This is a genomic window from Vallitalea okinawensis, assembly GCF_002964605.1.
GTDB classification, from domain to species: Bacteria; Bacillota; Clostridia; order Lachnospirales; family PQDH01; genus Vallitalea_A; species Vallitalea_A okinawensis.
The window spans coordinates 352,267-374,559 of record NZ_PQDH01000002.1; the positions used below are offsets into that span (position 1 = coordinate 352,267).

15 protein-coding genes are annotated in these 22,293 nt (G+C 33.4%); 2 read left to right on the forward strand and 13 right to left on the reverse strand.

All coding sequences use genetic code 11. The annotated features are described in order from the left end of the window. Nucleotides 1–155 precede the first annotated feature (155 nt). Entirely contained in the window at nt 156–1,526 is a 1,371-nt protein-coding gene (locus C1Y58_RS06775; protein ID WP_105615259.1) for a LysM peptidoglycan-binding domain-containing protein, read from the reverse strand. A gap of 194 nt (nt 1,527–1,720) precedes the next feature. Here C1Y58_RS06775 and C1Y58_RS06780 point away from each other — a divergent pair, with 194 nt between their 5' ends. Both C1Y58_RS06780 and C1Y58_RS06785 read left to right on the forward strand, forming a co-directional pair. Continuing rightward, nucleotides 1,721–2,491: a TrmB family transcriptional regulator gene (locus C1Y58_RS06780; RefSeq protein ID WP_105615260.1), complete on the forward strand. Its 771-nt coding sequence runs from the start codon at nt 1,721–1,723 to the stop codon at nt 2,489–2,491. 16 nt (nt 2,492–2,507) lie between these two features. After that, on the forward strand, nt 2,508–3,137 hold the full coding sequence (locus C1Y58_RS06785) for an O-methyltransferase (RefSeq protein WP_105615261.1): 630 nt from the start codon (nt 2,508–2,510) through the stop codon (nt 3,135–3,137). A gap of 109 nt (nt 3,138–3,246) precedes the next feature. Here the strand turns inward: C1Y58_RS06785 and C1Y58_RS06790 are convergent, their stop codons facing one another. The 12 genes from C1Y58_RS06790 to C1Y58_RS06845 form a co-directional block, all read right to left on the reverse strand. Then, the gene (locus tag C1Y58_RS06790; RefSeq protein WP_105615262.1) at nt 3,247–3,933 is read right to left on the reverse strand and encodes an EF-hand domain-containing protein; all 687 of its coding nucleotides are present in this window, start codon (nt 3,931–3,933) and stop codon (nt 3,247–3,249) included. A gap of 128 nt (nt 3,934–4,061) precedes the next feature. Further along, complete coding sequence (locus C1Y58_RS06795; RefSeq protein ID WP_105615263.1) at nt 4,062–4,481, reverse strand: hypothetical protein; 420 nt, start codon at nt 4,479–4,481, stop codon at nt 4,062–4,064. A gap of 210 nt (nt 4,482–4,691) precedes the next feature. Next, a complete protein-coding gene (locus C1Y58_RS06800; RefSeq protein ID WP_105615264.1) occupies nt 4,692–6,275 on the reverse strand; it encodes a sensor histidine kinase in 1,584 nt (527 codons plus the stop codon). Next, the gene (locus C1Y58_RS06805; protein ID WP_105615265.1) at nt 6,262–6,951 is read right to left on the reverse strand and encodes a response regulator transcription factor; all 690 of its coding nucleotides are present in this window, start codon (nt 6,949–6,951) and stop codon (nt 6,262–6,264) included. Before C1Y58_RS06805 ends, C1Y58_RS06800 begins: the two co-directional genes overlap by 14 nt. 187 nt (nt 6,952–7,138) lie before the next feature. Further along, nucleotides 7,139–8,569 (reverse strand): type I glutamate--ammonia ligase, encoded by a 1,431-nt coding sequence (gene glnA / locus C1Y58_RS06810; RefSeq protein ID WP_105615266.1) that lies wholly within the window; start codon nt 8,567–8,569, stop codon nt 7,139–7,141. 24 nt (nt 8,570–8,593) lie between these two features. Beyond that, nucleotides 8,594–9,037, reverse strand: coding sequence for an Lrp/AsnC family transcriptional regulator (locus C1Y58_RS06815; RefSeq protein WP_105615267.1), 444 nt, complete (start codon nt 9,035–9,037; stop codon nt 8,594–8,596). Nucleotides 9,038–9,239: 202 nt separating this feature from the next. Beyond that, the gene (locus C1Y58_RS06820) at nt 9,240–10,226 is read right to left on the reverse strand and encodes a GGDEF domain-containing response regulator (RefSeq protein WP_105615268.1); all 987 of its coding nucleotides are present in this window, start codon (nt 10,224–10,226) and stop codon (nt 9,240–9,242) included. Between the two features lie 118 nt (nt 10,227–10,344). Then, nucleotides 10,345–11,229 carry a CheR family methyltransferase gene (locus C1Y58_RS06825; RefSeq protein ID WP_105615269.1) on the reverse strand — a complete coding sequence of 295 codons (885 nt, stop codon included), beginning with the start codon at nt 11,227–11,229 and terminating at the stop codon, nt 10,345–10,347. Then, a complete protein-coding gene (locus C1Y58_RS06830) occupies nt 11,226–15,158 on the reverse strand; it encodes a response regulator (RefSeq protein ID WP_105615270.1) in 3,933 nt (1,310 codons plus the stop codon). Before C1Y58_RS06830 ends, C1Y58_RS06825 begins: the two co-directional genes overlap by 4 nt. A 223-nt stretch (nt 15,159–15,381) precedes the next feature. Then, nucleotides 15,382–20,289, reverse strand: a complete 4,908-nt coding sequence (locus tag C1Y58_RS06835; protein ID WP_105615271.1) for an Ig-like domain-containing alpha-2-macroglobulin family protein — start codon at nt 20,287–20,289, stop codon at nt 15,382–15,384. A 127-nt stretch (nt 20,290–20,416) separates the two neighbouring features. Then, the gene (locus tag C1Y58_RS06840) at nt 20,417–21,100 is read right to left on the reverse strand and encodes a tetratricopeptide repeat protein (protein WP_105615272.1); all 684 of its coding nucleotides are present in this window, start codon (nt 21,098–21,100) and stop codon (nt 20,417–20,419) included. A 106-nt stretch (nt 21,101–21,206) separates the two neighbouring features. After that, nucleotides 21,207–22,271, reverse strand: a complete 1,065-nt coding sequence (locus tag C1Y58_RS06845; RefSeq protein WP_242985350.1) for an endonuclease/exonuclease/phosphatase family protein — start codon at nt 22,269–22,271, stop codon at nt 21,207–21,209. Nucleotides 22,272–22,293: the final 22 nt, after the last annotated feature.

Here is a 22,293-nt window from a genome sequence, read left to right on the forward strand (position 1 = left end):
CTTTTAATGTCATTTCAAATATACCATAGATTTTACCAAAAATCTATAGCCTCTCTTAAGTTTATATGACAAATCAGATAACTATAGCACTAAGTTTACTTAATCATAGTACAAGCTTCTCCCAGATTTGAAAATCCAGGAGAAGTTCTAAACAATCAATAGCCGGCTGCTTCTTTTACTTTTTCTTGATGTAAAGGATCAATTTCTCCATCTTTATGACGCGTACTATTAAGAAAATGAATATCAAAATGCCCATCAAAGTTATTATCTTCTATATACTGAACATCATGAGGCATAAAAGACATAGAAGCCGCAATCTTTCTTCCACCTTCCTCTACAGTAACTGCACGTGTCTCCCAAGAATAACCACCCCAAATATCATAAGCTACTGAAGAATCTGAACTTGTTAATGGCTCACAATCAGCATGATTGGCACCGGTTGTTCTCTTTACAGTAAAACTTCTACCAGTTACTAGATCTGTCACTTTTGCTGTATCATTTGTTTTGAATAAATATTGTGCTTCCTTCCACCAATCCAGATATTCACCATATTGAGGTCCTGGTGTTGATTTTACAGGTATATGGTGTACTGGGATCTTAATAACTTGACCTACACTAAAATAACTTTCTGCTGATACACCATTCGCTTCAGCAAGTTCATTAGCTGGTATTCCATGATCGATACTGATTGACCATAATGTATCTCCTGATTTCACTGTATAATTGGAATAAGTTACAGATGGATTGGTCTCTGTGACAGTTCCCGTAACTTTTAACTTTTGTCCTGGGTAAATTGTATTGCTACTCAGATTGTTTAAATTTTTTAATTCATTAATAGAAATACCATATTTCTGAGCTATATTCCACAGATTGTCTCCTGATTGAACAGTATATGTTGATGTAGGTGTAGAAGGTGATGGTGCAGGTGTTGGTGCTGGAGCAGGTGTCCCTTGACTTTGCGAAATATAGAGTGTTTGTTCTGGGTAAATGGCATCTCCCTTAAGGTTATTACTGCTTTTTAATTGAGAGATAGATGTTCCATAATTCTTTGCAATCTTGTAAAGAGAATCTCCTGATTTCACAGTATAAGTAATAACATTTCCACCTGGTACTTTAAGCACTTGATTAGGATATATGGTATTACCACTCAGGTTATTAAGGGATTTAATTGCATTAACCGTAGTTCCAAACCTCTTAGATATTTTCCACAAGCTATCGCCAGACTTAACAGTATAGTTAGTGTTACTTGCTTTAGCTTCTGCCGCCTTAACTGTTGGTACCTGTCCACCTGCCAGTATGACTGAACCGACTAACATAGATCCGATCATTACTTTACATAGATTGATTTTGAGTCCAGGAAATTTTTCATCAATAAACCTTAAGAGGTTGCTACGAGCTTCATCTTTCTTTTCTTTACTCATATGATCAAATTCTTTTGCAAACTCAACCCCAAACTCACTTAAATAAACGATCAAAGTATAGCCATCTTGTTCTTCAATTAATTTATAATCTTTAATATAATCCATATCATCACTCCTAAGAAAACAATCTTAGTGTTATTTTCCCTTAAGGAGTTACTTTTATTACTCAACTTCATAATTATTTTTCAATTAAAATCACTAAGTGCTAGAGGTGTTTTTAGTACCCCCTTGCACAAAATAAATGAGTAAGCTATGCTGTAAGTAGTTGTTGCAGCAACTACTATAAAGGATGTGATCATATGATTGACAAATTACTGAATATGGGGTTTACCACCTATGAAGCAAGAGCATATATTACTCTACTTGAAAATGGTCCACTAAACGGCTATGAACTATCAAAGCAATCTGGTATACCAAAATCAAATGCCTACTCCTGCTTACAGACTATGCTTGAGAAAGGTTTTGTTTACAAAGTTGAAAGGGAATCAACTCATTTTGCTCCTAGGGATTTTAAGGAGATTACTACCATTTTAAGGGATCAACTAGAGGATGATATTCAGTTCTTATCTAATAATCTACCAACATATAAAACTGAAGCGAGTAACTTTCTTACTATTAAAGGAGAAGATAATATCTTTGACAAGTTAAAACTAATGATCAGAGACGCTAAAGATAAAATAATTATTGACCTTTGGAAACAGGATCTAATCACATTATTAGGTGAACTGAAAGTTGCTAAAGGAAAAGGAATACGTATTTACGCTATTGTTATGGAAAGTTCTAATTATAAACAATATGACTCTGAGTATAAATTTGACTATCTGTATAATCACCCTTCTACCTCTTCAGATACTATAGTCAGAGATATTAACATAGTTTGTGATAATGATGAAGCCCTAAGCGCTCAAGTAGGAACTTCCTATTGCACAGGTATCTATTCCCAGAATAAGAACTTTGTCAATATTGTTAGAGAAGGGCTTGCTCATGATATTCTCTTGAACGAGGCTCTAAAGGGATGTACAGACAAACACATCAAGGAACTATCACAACTGGAAAAACTATTGTTTTAAGGAGGATCTGTTAAATATGCAATCTTACATAGATAATCTATATAAAGACAGACCAAGTATAAGTAAAGCCAAATATATAACTGAAACAAAATTACAAGATTTCATCCCTGTTGTTGATGAAGACGTTGCAAGAACGCTCGCGCTCATTTTACAGATTTCTAAAGCAAAACAAGTCCTAGAAATTGGTACCAGCATCGGTTATTCTACTGTATCCATGGCTAAAATACTTCAACAGCAAAATGGTCGAATCACTACTATAGAATATGATGAAGTTGTAGCTGATCAAGCTAAGTGTAACTTCATTAATGCAGGGATTAATGAGATTGTTGATTTAAAAATTGGTGATGCCAGAGACATCTTGCCTACGCTTGAATCAGAAAGTTATGATCTTATCTTTCTAGATGTCGATAAAACCCTCTACAAACCTTTATTGAAAACCTGCATTAGCTTATTAAAAAGGGGTGGTATACTCCTCGCTGAAGATACATTATTTCCTATCCTCAATCTTGAAGAGAAGTGGCGATATCTCATTCCATCTATAGAAGCATTTAACCAAGCCATTATTAAAAGCGATGAAATTGACAGTACAATACTTCCTATTGGCGATGGACTAACAATTGCAGTCAAAAAACTAAAAGCTCACTAACGATAAAGGAGAAGGGCGAACCCCCTTCTCCTTTGTCGTTAATTATGAAATATCTATTTTTATTATTGATACCATTACGTATAGAGTGTACAAAACTATTTGCTAAAATTTAAACTAATTCTTCGGTACTATAAAACTGTACATTGGTTGTATAAGCATTAATACCTTGACTAAATGTATATGACTCTATTTCTGGTAACTGTAAGCCATTTTCCTCAGCTAATAACTCTCTTTCATTACCATTAATTGTGCCATCTTCATCCTCATCAAAAGCTTCCATAATCTCACTAATATCTATAGAGATACCTAAATTTTCAACAAAAGCTGCATAGTTTTCTAGCTCACTTATAGACCAACTATCATCCTCATTAGTATCTAGGTCAGGACCTTGGGTTGCATTACCCATGGGAGGCATTGCACCTTTAGCCATAGGTGGTTTACTTGGCATTTCTGGGAGCTTCAATGCATTATCTTGTATCAAAACTTCTCTCTCTTCACTCCCTATTAGGCCATCACCATCTTGATCATATGTATTCATAAGATCCTCTGAATCGATTGAAACACCTAACTCCTCAGAGGAATAAGCAGCATATTCGTCTAGTTCATCTTTACTCCAATTGCCATCATTATCAGTATCTAGCTTTGGTCCTTTTGGGGGTTTGGCGTTACGACCTGGTCCACCTGGACCTTTTGGTCCTTGTTGAATTTTACCTTCTTGATTTTGGTTATCTTGCCTTGACGCATTTAAATAACCATAGGATGTAGACGAATACCCACTTAAACTGTTAATTGTCATGTACTTCCCTCCTTTGTACTCTTTATTACATAATATCTATAAACGCTATCACATAATGATATCTACATTATAGAATAACCTACTTATGTCACACTTACGTCACAGTTTGCGAAGACATATATTATTATCTACTTATTTCTATGGTTAATCACTAATTTATTAAAATACCTACTTAAATCTACTAATTTATCTGTTTTATAAAATTGTGTATTGATAATGTATGCACCAACACCATAGTTGAGTGCATCATTTTCAATAACTGGTTCCTGCATGCAGTTAAATTCGGAATGATACCCTATTTTTTCACTTTCCTCTTTAAGTATATCATCACCTTGCTTTAAGTCTTCTATAATTCTGCTAATGTCTATGGAAATACCTAAATTTTGTGCAAAAACTGCATAGTTTTCTATCAGGTTTATTCGCCTATTACTATTACTCTCGGTATCAAAATTTGATCCCTGCATGGACATACCTAGTGGTGGATGTATGCCTCCTTTACACATAGGTGGTACACTAGCTATCAGTATCCTTTTTTTATTTTTTGTCATAACATCACCATCTTGATCTTTAATGGATTTCCTGATTCTATTATATTGTTTACGTTCATTAGTAAATCAGTTAACCTATTATGCTTTTAAGTATGCTAGCATTTTTAATAGGATACCATCGACTTGTGATGAAACTGTGATTATACCTAAAAATATCCAAGATATAGCACATATCTATGTATTATATCTTGGATTCATCATCTAATTATATCATTCTATTGTATTGAGTACTGAAAGGATAATATAAAATACTATTCCATCCTCTGTATTCTCTGCTCCATATTTCCCTCCATGTGCTTGAATAATACCTTTAACAATCGATAACCCTAATCCTGTACCGCCCATTTCTCTACTCCTAGCTTTATCAACACGATAGAAACTATCCCATATCTGATTAAGTTTTTCTTCATCAATATGGCTGCCTGTGTTCTTTACATTTATACGTATGCCATCCTTTACATCTTCTGTCCATATCGATATACTTCCGCCCTTAGGAGTGTGATTACAGGCATTACTTATAAAATTATCTATTACCTGTACGATACGTAATCTGTCCATCATTATTGAAACACCTTTAGCTTCTTTAACTGTGAAAACAATCTTCTTGTCTCTCATCATTTTTCGATAACGCATATTCAAGTCGGATAATAATTCCGATAATATAATTTCATCTTTTTCCAATGTAAACTCTTTTAATTGCATTTTTATAATCTGTACTAAATCCCTAACCATATTAGCCATTCGATCACTTTCATCTAGAATGATATCTAAATAACGTCCACGTTCATCATCTGAATCGGCTATGCCATACTTAATGCCATCAGCATAACTTTGTATGATACCAATAGGTGTTTTAAACTCGTGAGAAGCTATGGCTATAAACTCATTTTTCATTTCATCCACTCTCTTAAGTAATTCTACATCCAGTTTTAATTGCTCATTAGCTGTTTGAAGTGCATCGATATTCATACTTAATTCATCGGATATATGATTAATGTTTTCTCCAAGCCTCGCAATCTCATGTTCACCTTGTACATCAAATCTTCCGGAGAAATCTAAGCTGGCTATCTTCATAGTTTGTTTATGAAGATCACGAATCGGTTGTGTTAATCTACCAACTGCAACATATAAAAGTATACCTTCAATTAGTATGGTTATCATACTTACAATAAAAATAAAATTATTAGAAGCATTGACATTTTCCTTAACAATTGCTATGGGTTTTTGCAGCTGAATTACTCTTCCATCCTCTAAATTTATGATTAACTCCAATGCACGCAGCTCCCCTTGGAGAGTGCTAGAAATTCTAAAGATTAACTCATTACTACCTATGTATTCTCTATTGACTTCCTCATAAGTAAGCTGTCTTCCTACACCTGGAAGCACCCCTTGCCCAGGTGGTGGTATTGATGATACACCTTGTCTGTATTCAGGTGGTTGTTCTGGTAATGGCCCTTGTCCGTGTTCAGGTAGTACTCCTGGTGGTACTGCTTCTACATTGGGTTGCAGCAACCTCCCCTGTGATCCTAGGTCAAATAATAAAATCTCCCCAGGGTTCATCGTAGAGAAAATTCCAGTACCCATCACTCTTTCATTAATATATTCAGCCAATTCCACATCCTCTAATTTTACTGCATTTGCAATAATATCCTCTGCTAATTTGGATAGATTTTTCTGACTATCATGTATACTATAATCAAGAAAGAATACCTTGTTAGTGATGAGTATTAAAGCTATTGATACGATATTAAAAGATAAGAAGATGATAAAAAATCTTGTCTTAATCGATTTCATCTAATCCATCCTCCTCGAAGCAATAACCATACCTATAAATTGTCTTTATTCTGTTTCCTAGCTCACCCAATGCTGCCCTTAAACTCTTTATATGGGTATCAACAGTTCTTTTGTCTCCATCATATTCATATCCCCATACCCGATCTAAAATCTGTTCTCTACTTAGTGCTTGACCTTTATTCTTAACTAAGTATAATAATAGATTAAATTCTCGAGGTGTTAGATTCAACTTTTCACCATCAATCTCAACACTACGCCTATTCTCATCAAGTTCCATCCCTAACAGAGATAAAATCTGTTTCTCGTCTTTTTTCTTTCTTCTTAGCATTGCATTAATATGAGCCAGGAATAGTGGATAAGAAAAAGGTTTGGATATATAATCATCAGCTCCAATATTCATCCCTTTGATTTCATTGATATCATCACCTAGAGCTGTCAACATCATAATCGGTACATCTGACGTCTTACGAATTTCATTACATGTTTCAAAACCATCCATTTCTGGCATCATTACATCCAAAATAACCATATCAAAATTAGGATTATCTGCAAATAAAGCTAATGCCTCTAACCCATTTTTAGCTATGGTTACTTTGTAATCATTTTTCAAGAGAAAAGCTTTTACTATATCCCTATAACGCTGGTCATCTTCTGCATATAAAATTGTCTTCTTCACACAATCATTCCCTCTTTTATTTTCTCTTTTATTCCATACATACAATTAAGTAATCTTTAATATTAATGAGATGACTACCATTGTAGTAATCCCATTAATATCATAACATATGAAAGTGATGAAGTTGTGAACAATTTAAAAAGAGCTGAGAATACTCTCAACTCTTTCACTCATCAAATATTTATTTCTATAAATCAAAATACATTTCATACTCAACTGGACTTGGAACGATATGAACTCTGGCAGCATCTTTTCTTATACTCTTGATCTGATCTTTGATGATACCTTCTGAAAATACATCACCTTGTAATAGGAACTCATAGTCATTTTCTAAAGCATCTGCAGCTTCATCTAATGATTTTGGTAATCCTTTAATTTTAGCCTTTTCTTCTTTAGGTAAGTCAAAAATATTTACATCGTAAGGACCGAATCCCTCTTTCACTGGATCAATTTTGTTGTTGATACCATCTAGCATAGCCATCATTAGTGCTGAATAAGCTAAATAAGGATTAGCTGTTGCATCGGATGGTCTAAATTCAAAACGCTTAACTCCGGGCTTTTTAGCATAGCCAGGAATACGAATAACTGAACTTCTATTAGCTGTTGCGTAGCAGATACTTACTGGTGCTTCATAACCAGGAACAAGTCTCTTATAGGAGTTTGTACTTGGATTAGTAAATGCTAAAAGTGCTGCTGAATGTTTAAGGATGCCTCCAATTGCATAAAGAGCTGTATCACTTAACCCAGAGTAACCATTCTCGTCAAAGAAAATAGGTTCTCCTTCTTTGAATAACTGTAAGTGAACGTGCATACCATTACCTGCTTCGCCAAAGAATGGTTTCGGCATAAATGTAACTGTCTTATTGTTTCTAATAGCTTCATTTTTTAAGATGTATTTGGTTAACATGGTTCTGTCAGCCATTTCAAGTAAACCACCAAAACTCAATTCTATTTCTAACTGACCAGGACCACCTACTTCTGGATGATGGTACTTAACTGGAACGCCATTTTCTTCAAGCATTAACATCATGTTATTTCTTAATTCAAAGTTAACATCAAATGGAACATCTACATGATACCCTCTGTGATGAGGTACTTTATAGCCTAAATTTTTGGTATCTTTATTTCCTGTATTCCACTCTGCTTGTTCAGCATCTAAGTATACTTCCATATGGTTAGGTGATGTTTTGTAAGAAACATGATCTAATATATAGAATTCAAATTCTGGTCCATAAAAAGCTTGGTCAGCAACACCTGTTTCACTCATGTATCTTTCTGCTTTTTCAGCTACATATCTCGGATCGCCTTCGAATCTCTCTGTTTCTTCACCCAATGAATAGATATTTCCGATCATTGTTAATGTTGGTATTTCCATGAATGGATCCACAAAAGCACTACTTAAGTCAGGAATGAAAACCATGTCTGATTTTTCTACAGTTAAAAAACCATAGCTTGATCCGTCGAACCCAATACCATCTTCTAAAGTTTTCTCACTAAAACGTGTCACTGGAATGGTAAGATGATGCCATCTTCCAGCTAAATCTATCACCTTAAAATCGATTACTTTGATCTCATTATCTCTACAAAAATCTCTAAGTTCATTAATATTCTTAAACATGTTCATACCCCACTTATCAATAAATTAATTTTCTTCAAGGTTATACATCATGGTTTCCTTAAGCGTGGATAACGCTAAGTATGTATAGGTATTTTTAGCTACACTATTAATCTTATCAATGAGTTTCTCCAATTTCTTAGTGTTTTTTGCTTTTACCTTAATAAAGAAGCACGTATCCCCTGTGACTTTATGGCATTCCAAGACTTCAGGCATGTCTGTTAAAAACTTAGCCATCCCTTTGATGTCCATATCTCCAACTGGGACTGTGATGAAAGCGGTTATATCTAGACCAACCTTATCACCATCTATTATTGCCCCATAACCTTTAATAATACCTTCTTGCTCCAATTTTTTAATTCTTTCTTTCGTTCCAGTAGTAGAAAGCCCAATTTTTCTTCCTAACTCTGCAACACTAATTCTCCCATTTTTCTGAAGTTCCATAAGAATCAGATAATCATAAGTATCCATCTCTCACTTCCTTTCATAATTGCATTTTAAATCAATTCAACTAAATTTTCCATACATCATAGTCAATATGGTTATTTTTTTGGCTATTTTCTTTTAATCAAAATAATTTTTCATTTATAATTAGTCTATTAGCATAATTTAAAAACTAATAAGGCTAAAAGTAGGTAAAAAAAAACTGTTAACTCAACAGTTCTCTCTTTATCTATTCTATTTTCTTATACATATATCTGTTTCTCCCTGAATTCTTAGCTTTATAGAGTAGTTCATCTGCCTGATCAATAATTTGAATAGGAGAGAGTGCTTGACTTGGCATTGCCATAGCTATTCCCATACTCACTGTAACGCGTCCAAAATCATCATTATACTCATGTTTAATATCAAGTTTTGCCAACTCATCATTAATACGATCTGCTACTAATAATGCACCATCCATTGGGGTGTTTGGTAATACAATTATAAATTCTTCCCCACCAAATCTACCTACAAAATCTTCTGACCTCATTAAACTTTCCATAAGAACATTAGAGACATCTTTAAGTACTTCGTCTCCACTAACATGACCGTAATGATCATTGTAATTTTTAAAATGATCCATATCCAATAAGATGAGAGATAAAGGCAAATGGTACCGTGCACAGTTTTTCCAATGTATATTAAATAATCTTTCATACCCTCTTCTATTATAAGTCTGGGTTAAGCTATCTTCCATACTGATACTTTCTAATAACTGCTTTTCTTCTTCCATGCGATTAAGTTCTTCTACTTTAACAGCTAATTCTTCAGCTTGTTTTTCAATCAATCTTCTTTGAAGGTACATTTCTTTAAATATATTGACTTTACTTCTAAGTATTATCGGATCAAATGGCTTAAATAGATAGTCTACTGCCCCCACTTCATAGCCTCTAAAAATAGATTTTTGTTCTTTACTAATGGCTGTAACAAAAATAATAGGTATATGTTTTGTTTTCTCAATACTTCTTAGTAGTCTTGCAGCTTCAAAACCATCCATATTTGGCATCTGCACATCCATTAATATAACAGCAAAAGAATGAGATAAGCATAATTTTAAAGCTTCTTCTCCTGATATTGCCTTAACTAAATTTAGCTCTTTATCTGTTAAAACACTCTCCATGACAAGATGATTTTCTTTCTTGTCGTCTACTATAAGTATGTCAACCTTTTCATTCATAAACTTTCTCCTAATTCCCGTTCTTTTAATGCTCACTAGAAAAGTAATAAATTACTTCTCAAATCTATCATTAAAAAAAAATTTTTTTCTTTAGTAATATCATTTCATTATCATGAAATTATTTAAAGTAAGTGCTTCTATGTAAATTGTTATATTCTCTGTTTATTAACCTTTTTCGGTATACTTTCTGCTTGGCTTCATAAACTTCAAAATAACCCTGTGCTTCGTTAGTTTTTAAAGTTTCTTTTGATCCTAGACATAGGATCCCACCTTTGCATAGACTCTCATTGAATAATTTTATAACCCTATTCTGTAATTCATTGTTAAAGTAAATCATGACGTTTCTACATATAATCATATTCATTTCACCAAAGACTTGGTCTGTTACAACATTATGACAAGCAAAAATGATATTTTTCTTCAAAGATTGATGCATAATTATTGCATCATACTTAGCAGTGTAATAATCTGCAAAATTAACTTTCCCTCCGGCTTGAATATAATTACTTGTATAATCTTTGACTACCTCTAATGGATAGATGCCCTCTTTAGCTTTTTCAAGTATTTTTTCATTGAAATCAGTGGCATAAATCTGACATCGATCATACACCCCCTCTTCCTGAAGCATGATAGCCATTGAATAGACCTCTTCTCCAGTAGAGCATCCAGCATGCCAGATTTTAATCTTTGGATAGGTTTTCAGTAAAGGTATGATTTCCTTTCTAACATAGTCAAAAAACTCAGGATCTCTATACATCTCTGTTACATTGATTGAGAACTCAGGTAGTAAACTCTTAAAGTACGCATCATCTGTTAACATCTTATGCTGCATTTCTGAAATACTATTCAGGTTACTCATTAATAACTTATTCTTAATCCTTCGTTTCATATGAGACCAAGAGTAGTCTCGAAAATCATAACCATGTTTTAAATACATACCTTCAATAAATAGTTTAACTTCAATTTCTTCAGTGGTCATGATTGCTTCTTCTACTTTCTTCATACTAACCACACCTTAAGTAAAGATATGAGTTTGTCAATCTCTATTGGCTTGGTCATATAATCATTAGCACCTGCTTTTATACATTTATCCCTATCATCTTTCATAGCCTTGGCTGTTAATGCAATAATAGGTATCTTGTTTGCAGATTCAAGACCTCTTATTGTCCTTATTGCTTCATAACCATCCATCTTAGGCATCATGATATCCATTAAAATCAGATCAATGTTTTTAAACTCTTTATATGACTTAATAGCATCTTCGCCATTTTTAGCAACTATCACTTCAATGCCATATTGCTCGAGTACATTAAGTAAAGCAAATAGGTTGCGTTCATCATCGTCAACCAGTAATACTTTTTTATCACTGAATATATCCATATTTTCTATCTTGTTCTTAAGTCCCTTGGTTACTTGATTATTATCGGTTCCTGTGATAGCTATATAGTCTTCAATATTTTTATTAATGTCATGTAAAAATATGAGAACCTCATCAACTAATCGATCTTGTGATTTAGAACTTTTTAGAATAATGCTATCAGCATATTGGTTAATATCATCAACCTGTTGATCATCCATCTCTTCATCAGTATAAATAACTACTGGAACAGCGTACTCCAGCTCTTCTTTAAGTTGAACTAAGAAATCGACACCACTCATATCAGAGAGCTTAATATCAAGTACAACACATTGATAATCATCATTCTTCAAACACTCTAATCCTTCTCTTCCTGAAGTCACTTGTTGAAGCTCAACCTGCCCCATGTTTGTAAAGTATTCGAAGCTTTCTCCTCCACAATCACCTACGATCAATAATTGTTTTAATCCCTTTTGCTGTAACCCTTCTAGTTTAGCAAGCGTCTCGTAGATAGCCTTAATATCAACGGGCTTTTTTAAATAACCAATAATACTCTTTGGCATACTGCTGTTTTCATCACTCTCTGAACCAGAAATGATATGTATTGGAATATCCTTCGTTGTCTTATGTTGACCTAACTTCTTAGCTAAATCCATACCATTGATATCTGGAAGACCAATATCTAAAATAATAGCTGATGGTTGAATTGCTACGGCCTTATTAAAACCTGTTATTCCATCTAAAGCAATCTCAGCTTTATAACCTTTATCTTTAGCTATGTCCGCTAAAATGGTCGCAAAATTATTATCATCTTCTATAATGAGTAATGTCTTTACACGATCTTCTAGAGATAAAGATATTGCTTCTTCTTTATGAAGATCTTCATAGTTAATAGCATTATTAATGATCGTTCTAGAATCCATATTATCTTTAACTTTAGCTTGATTCATTTGTAGCTTTAGAGGAATCAAAATCGTAAATGTACTTCCTTTACCTACTTGACTATCTAATAATATATGACCACCAAGAGCATGTGCTAATTCAAGTGAAATCGTCAGCCCTAATCCTGTTCCTCCATATTGGCGGCTTGTTGTCCCATCTGATTGTCGGAAGGCTTCAAATATAACCTCTTTTTTGTCCTCAGGTATACCAATCCCTGTATCCTGAACTTCTATAGCTATGTAATCATTTAAGTTATCTATTACCATATTCTTATCAGACATCTTAGGCTTTTTAATAGCTAAAACCACTTCTCCTGTATGAGTGAACTTAATCGCATTAGATATTAAGTTTTTGATAACCTGAAGCAAACGCATACCATCACTAGTGATGGTTTCTGGTAGCCCATTTTCAAGTTCTGTCTTAAACTCAATCTGCTTAACCTCTGCAACTGGTTTAAATAGTTTATCACATTCACTTAAAATACCATTCAAGTTCAAATCCTCATGGTTGAGTTCAAGTCTACCAGCTTCAACTTTTGATAAATCAAGTACACTATTGATCAATGTTAACAAATCAGTCCCTGACGAATTAATGGTCGTTGCATACTCAAGCTCTTTCTCTGTTAATGGTTCCTTTGAATCACGATTAGATAGTAATTGAGATAAAATTAATATGCTATTTAATGGTGTTCGCAATTCATGGGACATGTTGGCTAAAAACTCCGACTTATAACGATTAATGGTCTCAAGTTCTTCTGCCTTATTTAAAATTAATTGTTGTGATGCAATAATCTCTTGATTTTTTTGATCTAATTCTTGCTTCTGCAGCTCTAATTCACGGGAATGTTGTTCTAATTCTTCATTAGATACTTTTAACTCTTCTTGTTGAGTCTGCAAACGCATTTCTGATTCTTTAAGAGCTACTGCCTGCTCCTCCAACTCTTCATTAGTCTGCCTAAGTTCTTCTTGCTGTACCTGTAACTCTTCAGCTTGATTCAAAGTTTTATTTAGCAACTCTTTCATTTGGATTCTTAGTTTTGCTGAGTTGATGGAAATACCAATAACATTTGCTAAAGCCTCTAATAGATTAATTTCTTCTCTTGTATAAGCCTTTAAACTTCCAATCTCAATAACACACATTAATTCTTCTTCGTACATACAAGGTAACACGATAATATTTTTAGGAACAGCTTCTCCTAAACCAGATTGAACAGCCACATAATCATCAGGTATCTCTGTTATAACAAATTTCTTCTTCTCAAGTGCCGCCTGTCCAACAAGACCATCCCCTGGTTGAAGAATCTTAGGCACACCTTTTCTGTTATGATAGGCAAATGAAGCTGTCATTGATAATTTATCTTCGTTATTGAGATAGAACGCACCAATATTCGCATCGATGTAATTGCATAAATAGCTAATAATCTTACTACTCAATGTAACAATATCTTCTTCATCCCTTAATAGATCATTTATATCTGATTGAGCAGTCTTTAACCAATTTTGATATCTGACATTATTCATAATGTCCTTTAACTTAATCATGAATTGATTGAATGATCCTGCCATTGTCCCTATTTCATCTTTACTTCTTTCATCAAGTCTAAAATCTAGATCCACATCACCTAAAGCTATCGCTTTGAAGGTTTCTGTTAAAGTCTGTATAGGAACTAGTACTAATTTAAGTAAACCAAGAGCTACTAATACTGAGAAGATTAATGCTATAAATGCTATAACCCCCATGGCACTTATCATCATGGTCACTTGACTTTCAATTTTTTCTTCATATATCTCTTCCTCCAAAATAATGGAGTTGTTTATTTCTTCTATAATTTTTGTTACATTAGTACCTATCTGATCCATCTCAAAAATCAATTGATCCATTTCCTTAATGAACTGACTTAGTTCTAACATCTCGTCGGAATAGATACTTAGATTCTTTTCAAGAGTATTTAAATCAGCGTTATATTGATAACCCTCAGTTTTATTTCTTAATTCATTTGCATACTCCATAAACAAGACATAATTATCTATGTAAGATTCAAAATTCTCCTCTTCATGGAAATCATAATATTTAGAAGCATAAAGTCTTGCAGTTAGTAAGTACTGGAGACTATTTGCTGCTAGATCTAGAATAACTTCATTCTCTTCAGCATAAGCAATATCTTTAATATGCTTTATTGCATCAACCATTTCTGTACCGGTAGTTACAATATCATCATATATTTGATAAGATTTTTCATCCAGTTCTTTAATATGTTTAAATCCCACATTATAATTCTTCAGTTCTTTTTCAATAGTACTAACATATTGTACCCGGTCATTATTCCTACTTAGTCTAATAAAATCTGCTATATACTGTTCCATATGATAATATTGTTCATCAAAAGTATAAGCCATTTCTTCATTTCCTGATGCTACGAAATTATTAAAAGAAATCCGGCTGGATAGCAGTTCAGTTTGAATTTTTTCAGCCATTTTTACTTCATTTGCTATAATCCTAAAATCTGCAAATTGTTGACTATTATTGAGTAGTCCAAATAAGCCAAAAGAAAGCGCTGCTAGCATCAGTATCATAACTAAGGAAAATCCGAAAACCATTTTTGATCTTAGTTTCATATTTCTTATTAATTTCATCCAATGTTACTCCCCTATATATTATTCCCCTATTAATTGATACCAAGAATCCTATCAAGGTTCGAGGTATTATATGCTATTATTTAAACCTCTACGTTATAATACTACATAATTATACCATAGTTAATATTATGTGTCATTATTTACTATAACACAAAAGACACCTACTTTTGTAGATGTCTTTTTGTATCGAATTATGGTAATTAGATTCGTTGAATATACATTATTTTTTTATAGTTACTTGATCACTTTCACCAATACACATACTATCTTTTACTTTGCTACCTTGAATAATGACTCCTTCTGCATTATACGTTCCAGGAGTAACTACTCTCGCATAATAATAAAGTGGTTGATATTCTTCAGTATTCTTATAAACATGGAAAGTTACCCTTTGACCGTCTATATCTCTGTACCAATAACCATTACCAGTTTTCAACCCTATCTCCCAAGGATTATCAATTGGTTTTAAACCTGACGGTGCAAAATCAGTTATCGTGTAAGCATTATCAATTGCTGTCTTAGCAATATCCCAATCGATTTTCACTTTAACAATATCAGATTCTTCAAAGTCATTAGTAACCTCTCCAGTCGAATAACTCATGTAGGTTCTTGTTACTTTTAAGTCCTCATCTTTTTGATTTGATACAATCTCTTTATCATAAACGGCTACAAGTGCAGCTTCTCCTTCAACATCTGTGATCTTAAAATCCTTTAATTTAATTGAAGGAACTTTAACGGTTACCGCCCAACCATTCTTAACATTCTTTTCATAATCTTCACCATCATAGATATAGCTCACCTTAAGCTCTTCATCAGCTAAGCCGCCTATTTCTTCACCAACATAAACCATTAGTTCTGCATTGACAAGTATTTCTTTAGAATATGCATGAGTCACATAATCAAAGAACAACTCTTTTTCTTCAAGATCAAGCTGTGATGCCAGCATCATTACTAACGCTGTATATTCAAGGTAACTGTCTTCTGTATGCCCATATTGAACTCTTGCAACATTATCATAGGTCTCAACATAGCCTTGGATTTCATTTTTGTATAACGCTTTTGCTTTATAAAGATCGCCAAGCTCAGCAAATGCCAATGCTAGATATATCTCTTCTTTAAATGTAAGATTGGAAATTTGTTCTAATGTTTCAGCTTGAAGTAAAACTGGTTCACCTAGTAAAGCTAAGCCATACAACGCAGCAGCTCTGTTTCTGCTTTCCTCATTATTTAACTCATTATAGAGATACATCTTAACTTTTAGTGTATTTGTATCCTCTTTTATAACTGGCAATAATTTTACTGTAGTTTCCACATCGCTTTCAGAATAAGGTAGAATGGCATAACCACCATCGTCTACTTGATAATCCTCTAAAACTACTTCTTCATTTTCATAGAATTCCATACCGTATGAATTCATCAGTATATCCCTAGCTTTATATGCTAAGTACTTTTGATCAACTCGTTTACCACTGTTATATGCTAAAGAGTATAATGTTGGCATTAACAACCCTTTCCCTTGATCAACAAATGTTAAGCTCGTCATCCCAGCATCATTGGTTTTAACAGTGAGTCCAGGTTCTAAATCATAATAATCAGCAGCTTCAACTTTGTGATAAGTTTTCACAACATTAATTTCTTCTTTTAATCCATCAGAATAACCTGATTCTGATACTGCCTTAACAGTAATATGATAATTACCTTCCTCCATTTCCCATAGTGGAATATTAACACGTTCAAATGCTTTACCTTCTGCAGTTGTTACATAACCTGTTTCTTCGCAGGTGACCTCATAATGAACTGCCTCACCTTCTTTAAGTTCATTACCATAAGTGGTAACCCCTATAAATGGTTGATCACCCACAAGGTAAGTTGAGTTAATATTTGTGCTGATGAAGTATGGTAGTGTAACTTTTAGTTCTTCAATATTTGATCCCGCTTGAAGTGTTTCTGAAATGCCAGCCATTGTCATACGCCATGCAGTAACATTGTCTGGTAACTTAAATGTAAGAGTTCCCTCACCCTTTTCATCAAGATAAACCGTTTCAAAGATGGCTGTATCTTTAAATTCAGAGCGAACATATACTTCTGCAGAGGACTCCTTAGTAACCATCGAATAATTTGCTCGAACTGCTGCATCTTCCATAACATCACTTTTCGCCATATCCAAACCATAATACATAGGTTCAATCATATTATTACCTGAATTGCTATGTGAAGCATAGGTACTATTAATCCCTCCACCAATCCAGCGATAAAGTTCCTGCAAAGTATCTACATTCTGATCCCATAACTCAAATAAGGCTTCATCAACTATACTCACATTTACCATAACATCTTTAGCATCGACTAATCTTTGCATCTCATCAGAATATACTTGAGCTTTTAGGTTAACTGTAACCTCTTCACCAGGTTTATATGTTGATTTATCAGTCTCAGCAGTAAATATAATTCTATTCTTTTCAAAATTGAGTCTTGGTATAAAGCTATCGGATTCTATATAGGTTTTACCATTAAAGTAAATACCCTTTACTTCAACATTAGGGATACTTGCTAAATCAAATACTTTGCTATAAGACGATGAATCTGTTACATCATAGTCTTTGATTCCATTTTGAGCCGTAACGTAAAGGTAGTTACCTTCTCCTAATGCCTCTTCTCCTTTTACAAATTGGATAGCCATCATTTCATCTACATTATACTCTTCTTTTTCAGATTGAAGCATATAGTAATCATAATCATAGGGATCGTAAGACCATGGTTCTGAAAAATAGGGGTCGAATGTCATCTTCTTTCCTGATAAATCTGTTGTCATTAATTCTGCTGTATAATAACAGTTTTTATCTTCCGGAAGATTAATCTCTACTTGCGCCTTACCTTCTTGATCCGTTACTAAAACGATATCTTGTAGTTTTGTTGTTTCCTTATAATAATCATATTGCTTTTTAACTTCCTTATTGATGAAGTCATAGTATTGACCAACTTCTCTTTTTTTCCATTCATTTTTATAAATAACTCCAGTAATCTTTTGACCTTCTACTGAATTACTTAAAAAATCATAATCATTTTCAGCAGTACCATTATTGATTCTTTCTAAATCAATTTCATTTACCTGAGCTGTAACAAATCCTTTATTATCTTCAATTTTAGCATCTATGTTTACATGAATATCATTCACAAATACTCGGATAGTTTCATCAGCATAGATTTGTCCTGATTCAGGTAACCTTGCGTAGGCATTGGCGTAGGCAAATACAATATCCTGGTACCCTGAATTATATTTTGGGGTAAAACTAATGACACTTTTACCAAGTAAATCCGTCGTAGTAACCCCTTCCTTATAATCCATACCACCAATATTATAATTCACATCTAAATTGGCTACTGGTGTTCCCTCATAGAACATAGTACTCACTTCAAAGTTAACCTCTTCGCCTACAAAAATTGCTTCCTTATCTTTGGTAACCTCAATTTTATAAGCTGGTTTCACATAGTTTTCAACTTCTATATAGGTACTTGAAATAATCTCATCTTTATGTTTAATCGTTAGTTGATAGCCACCTTGTTCGAGGTTAGGTAAACTTAATTCTCCGTTATAGAATCCATTCTCCACTTTAAATGTCTCTATAACGTAAGGCATTTCCTGACCAAAGTAAGGTAAGAAATCCCAATACCACCATCCGCCTTGACCAATTTCTACTGTTACTTCATCAATCTTTTCATCTTCATAGCGATGTTGCATGAAGCCCCAAAACTTAACTTTATCATCTGGTTGATAAAGATTTCGATCTGTCTGGAAGTACTTCCAATACATGTCACTTTGGTTAGTACCATAATAGTAATATCTATAGGTGAGCAATACAGCACTGTGTCCATTGGCTTCTATGGTATAGGTTTTCTTTTCATTTTGATCAGATTGGTTATTGATTTCTACTATACCATCATCATTACTTGTGTAAAGATTGTCAGTACCCACTTCGCTAACGGTAGCAGAATTTACGGGTTTATCTGATTTTAAGTCATTAATCCACAGTAAGCTTCCATCAATGGATTCCATATAGTAGAAACTTAAATCCGTCACTTGAATAAATGTTTGAAACTGAATATCTTCCCAAGTACAATCCACAAGATAATAACCTTCTGGCAATCCTTCTGGTAAGTCTAAAAACTGCTGATAAGATCTTTCTTGATTAATAGGCTGTTCGAAGGACATGACTTCGTCTAATCCTTCTGTTGCTATTTTATTTTCTTCTACTCCAAAATAAGACCATGATGGTGTTTCACTAAACTTATCAATTGCTTCAATAAAATCATTCATACTCTTGTAAGCATATACATTGGTCTTAATTGAATCGTCATATTTATCATTATAGACATAATAATTCATTGGAATTTTGGGTACTTCATCAGTACCAAATTCATTCATCATATTACTAAAATTAAAATAACCCTTAGGTTCTGTATACTCACTTTCATCTTTTGCAGCTGTTTCAAAAGTAAATGTATAATCTTCTTCTAATGATTGTTCAGATTCAGCTAATGATAATCCTGCTTTAAGTGTTATTGTATAAATCGTCTTCTCTTTTAATGCATTTGGCACAAAGACAACAACATTGCCATGCTCTTCAAATTTACCACTTACATTGGGTTCTATTTCAAAATAATCCTCTACTTCTGCGCCATAATGGCTAAAATATAATTCTATGCCTGTATTAACAGGAACATTAGAAGTCTCTGTACGTGGTAATGTTCCTAGAAGCTTGAAATCTGCAGTTGTCTGAAATGTCCAAGTCGATTCCAAAAACTTAAAAGTATATAGTTTATTTTTTTCCAGTTCTTTTTCTAATGTTATGAGGAAGCCATCTGCCTGTTCACTAACAGTAAACTCTATTTCTGGGTTAATGGTTAATTCCTTATCAATCTGCTCAAGAGCTATTTTTTCTTCCTCTGATTGTAGTAAAAAAGTTGACTTTGTACTAATTCCAGTAGAATCTTGCTCCTGCGGAATGAGTGTATAGCCATTTCTAAAAGCTTCAGCTTTTACTTCTATACTACTATTAAATGAATTACTGTATATAGCAGTAATTAAAAGTGCACAAACTAAAACAACACTTACAATCCTCTTTTTCATGATAGATTGCCCCTTTCAGTATCTATTGACCTACATTTTTCTTAATGCTTTCTATACTTTAGACGAAACGGTATGAAAAAAGTTCCATAAAAAATAAAAATATATTAAGAAAAGATGAGATTCCTTCTCATCTTTCGTATATACCTAATAGTTCATCGATCTCTTTACTTTTTTTAACTTGTTTTAGATGTAATAATGTTCTATAAATATGAATTGCATTTTGCAGTTGATTGTTTGCTAAGTATACCTTCATTATTCTCAAAAGAATTGCTTGATCTGGTTTAAAGTATGGTTGATATAAACCTATGTCTAAGGCTCTATCAAGGTAATTAACAGCTGATTGATAATCCTCGATATTATAATAATAAAAACCTATCCTACCTAATGCCTCCAAGCGCTCTGACTCAGATAAAAAGGACTCCTCTAATCCCTTCTCAAGATGCTTAATACCTTTACAATAATAATCGTGAGATTTTTTAAATTCCCCAATCTCAGAATAGAGTTTAGCTACCTCTTCTAAAACCAATATCTCATCTTCTTTAGATAAATAATCACTATTTAATACTTCAATATAGAGATCAATGGCTTTATGTTTATTCCTACTCTTTCTTGCTTTTTTTAATCTAGCTTCTGATCTATTATGGGGAGTTATCCAGTCTTTGACTTTATAAATATAACCAATAAGAATCAGTAGTGGAATCTGTATCCAAAGTGGCAGTATGCTAGTATCTTTTAGCATACTGCCAAAAGCTATTACTAATAAAAACAATACAATCTCAATAAGGCATCCTATTCCTTTTGAATACTTCATTAGTACCTCCAACTCTACTTCAAATGTGTATCAGAAATACAATCCAATATATTTATTATAACCAAAAACCATCATTATACATTAATACCATTTTAGTCTATAACATCTACTTATCCAGTCTAAAAGTCATCTTTACAGGATTATGATCTGAGTTTTGAAATTCTAATGAAATGCCTTCAACTTCTTGTATCTCTATATTAGGAGATACTAAAAACCCATCAATAATAGACACATAATTTTCGCCTTTTACATAAGGTGCTTCGTTTGTTCTATTAGTTGGCACTCTTGGATCTGCTCCCCAATTAAATCCTTCAGGAGTAAAATCATCTGGTATATCCTTTAACCAATCCGGCCATGGTAAGTTATTCTCAAAGACAGCTTGATCAACTCCTGGTAATAGGTGATTCCAATCGCCCCCAACTACTATGTAATTCCCATTCTGATATTCGTCTGTAAGGCATTCTTTTAAATAAGTCAATTGTTGCGCCCTGATGACTCCACCCTTATCATAAGCAGAAAGATGCGAATTGATAACAACTAATTCTTTCCCATCTTCAATTGGTATTCTACTTTCTAAGAAGCAACGATCCAGTAACGCTAATTGTCTTGGCCATTTTTCTTTTCCTGGGTATTGATACCTAATTGCTGAAGATACATCATATTGAGAGAAGGTTGCTAATCCTGATTCTACGTAGCCATGAGGCTTTGTAATGGGTATAGGCACCCATGGTACTTTGTAATTAGTAGCATAGCTAGCATTATATCCTATTAGATTTTCCTTTAAGAGTTCGTATTGATTCACTTGGTGACTTCTTGTAGCATCAATATCCATCTCTTGAATAAGTATAAATGAAGGTTGTTGATCCACTAGAAAGCTGGTTATTTCAGTTAGATTCTCTATTGTATTATCCTTACTGTTAGACCTTGATCCTGTTCCTCCATCCATAAAAAAATCCTGATCTTGATCCAGACCACAATAGCCTATATTGTAGGTTATGATGGATAAAGTATCTTCTAAAGTTAAAACAGATTGCTGATTGTTTTCAATGTTCAATATCTCTATTTCTTCCGGTTTATAATCCGTTACAGTCATAAACAATAAATATAAAGACACGATACCAGCTAAAAACAAAGTTATAAACATCACTTTTCTTACAATTGATTTGACCAATATACATCCCCCTATAATCTAT

Excerpts from the sequence above, each read along its gene's own strand:
- C1Y58_RS06815 (WP_105615267.1), bottom strand. The coding sequence starts at position 9,037 with ATGGATACTTATGATTATCTGATTCTTATGGAACTTCAGAAAAATGGG.
- C1Y58_RS06830 (WP_105615270.1), bottom strand. The coding sequence starts at position 15,158 with ATGAAATTAATAAGAAATATGAAACTAAGATCAAAAATGGTTTTCGGA.
- C1Y58_RS06775 (WP_105615259.1), bottom strand. The coding sequence starts at position 1,526 with ATGGATTATATTAAAGATTATAAATTAATTGAAGAACAAGATGGCTAT.
- C1Y58_RS06785 (WP_105615261.1), top strand. The coding sequence starts at position 2,508 with ATGCAATCTTACATAGATAATCTATATAAAGACAGACCAAGTATAAGT.
- C1Y58_RS06840 (WP_105615272.1), bottom strand. The coding sequence starts at position 21,100 with ATGAAGTATTCAAAAGGAATAGGATGCCTTATTGAGATTGTATTGTTT.
- glnA (WP_105615266.1), bottom strand. The coding sequence starts at position 8,569 with ATGTTTAAGAATATTAATGAACTTAGAGATTTTTGTAGAGATAATGAG.
- C1Y58_RS06800 (WP_105615264.1), bottom strand. The coding sequence starts at position 6,275 with ATGAAATCGATTAAGACAAGATTTTTTATCATCTTCTTATCTTTTAAT.
- C1Y58_RS06825 (WP_105615269.1), bottom strand. The coding sequence starts at position 11,229 with ATGAAGAAAGTAGAAGAAGCAATCATGACCACTGAAGAAATTGAAGTT.
- C1Y58_RS06820 (WP_105615268.1), bottom strand. The coding sequence starts at position 10,226 with ATGAATGAAAAGGTTGACATACTTATAGTAGACGACAAGAAAGAAAAT.
- C1Y58_RS06835 (WP_105615271.1), bottom strand. The coding sequence starts at position 20,289 with ATGAAAAAGAGGATTGTAAGTGTTGTTTTAGTTTGTGCACTTTTAATT.
- C1Y58_RS06790 (WP_105615262.1), bottom strand. The coding sequence starts at position 3,933 with ATGACAATTAACAGTTTAAGTGGGTATTCGTCTACATCCTATGGTTAT.
- C1Y58_RS06795 (WP_105615263.1), bottom strand. The coding sequence starts at position 4,481 with ATGACAAAAAATAAAAAAAGGATACTGATAGCTAGTGTACCACCTATG.
- C1Y58_RS06780 (WP_105615260.1), top strand. The coding sequence starts at position 1,721 with ATGATTGACAAATTACTGAATATGGGGTTTACCACCTATGAAGCAAGA.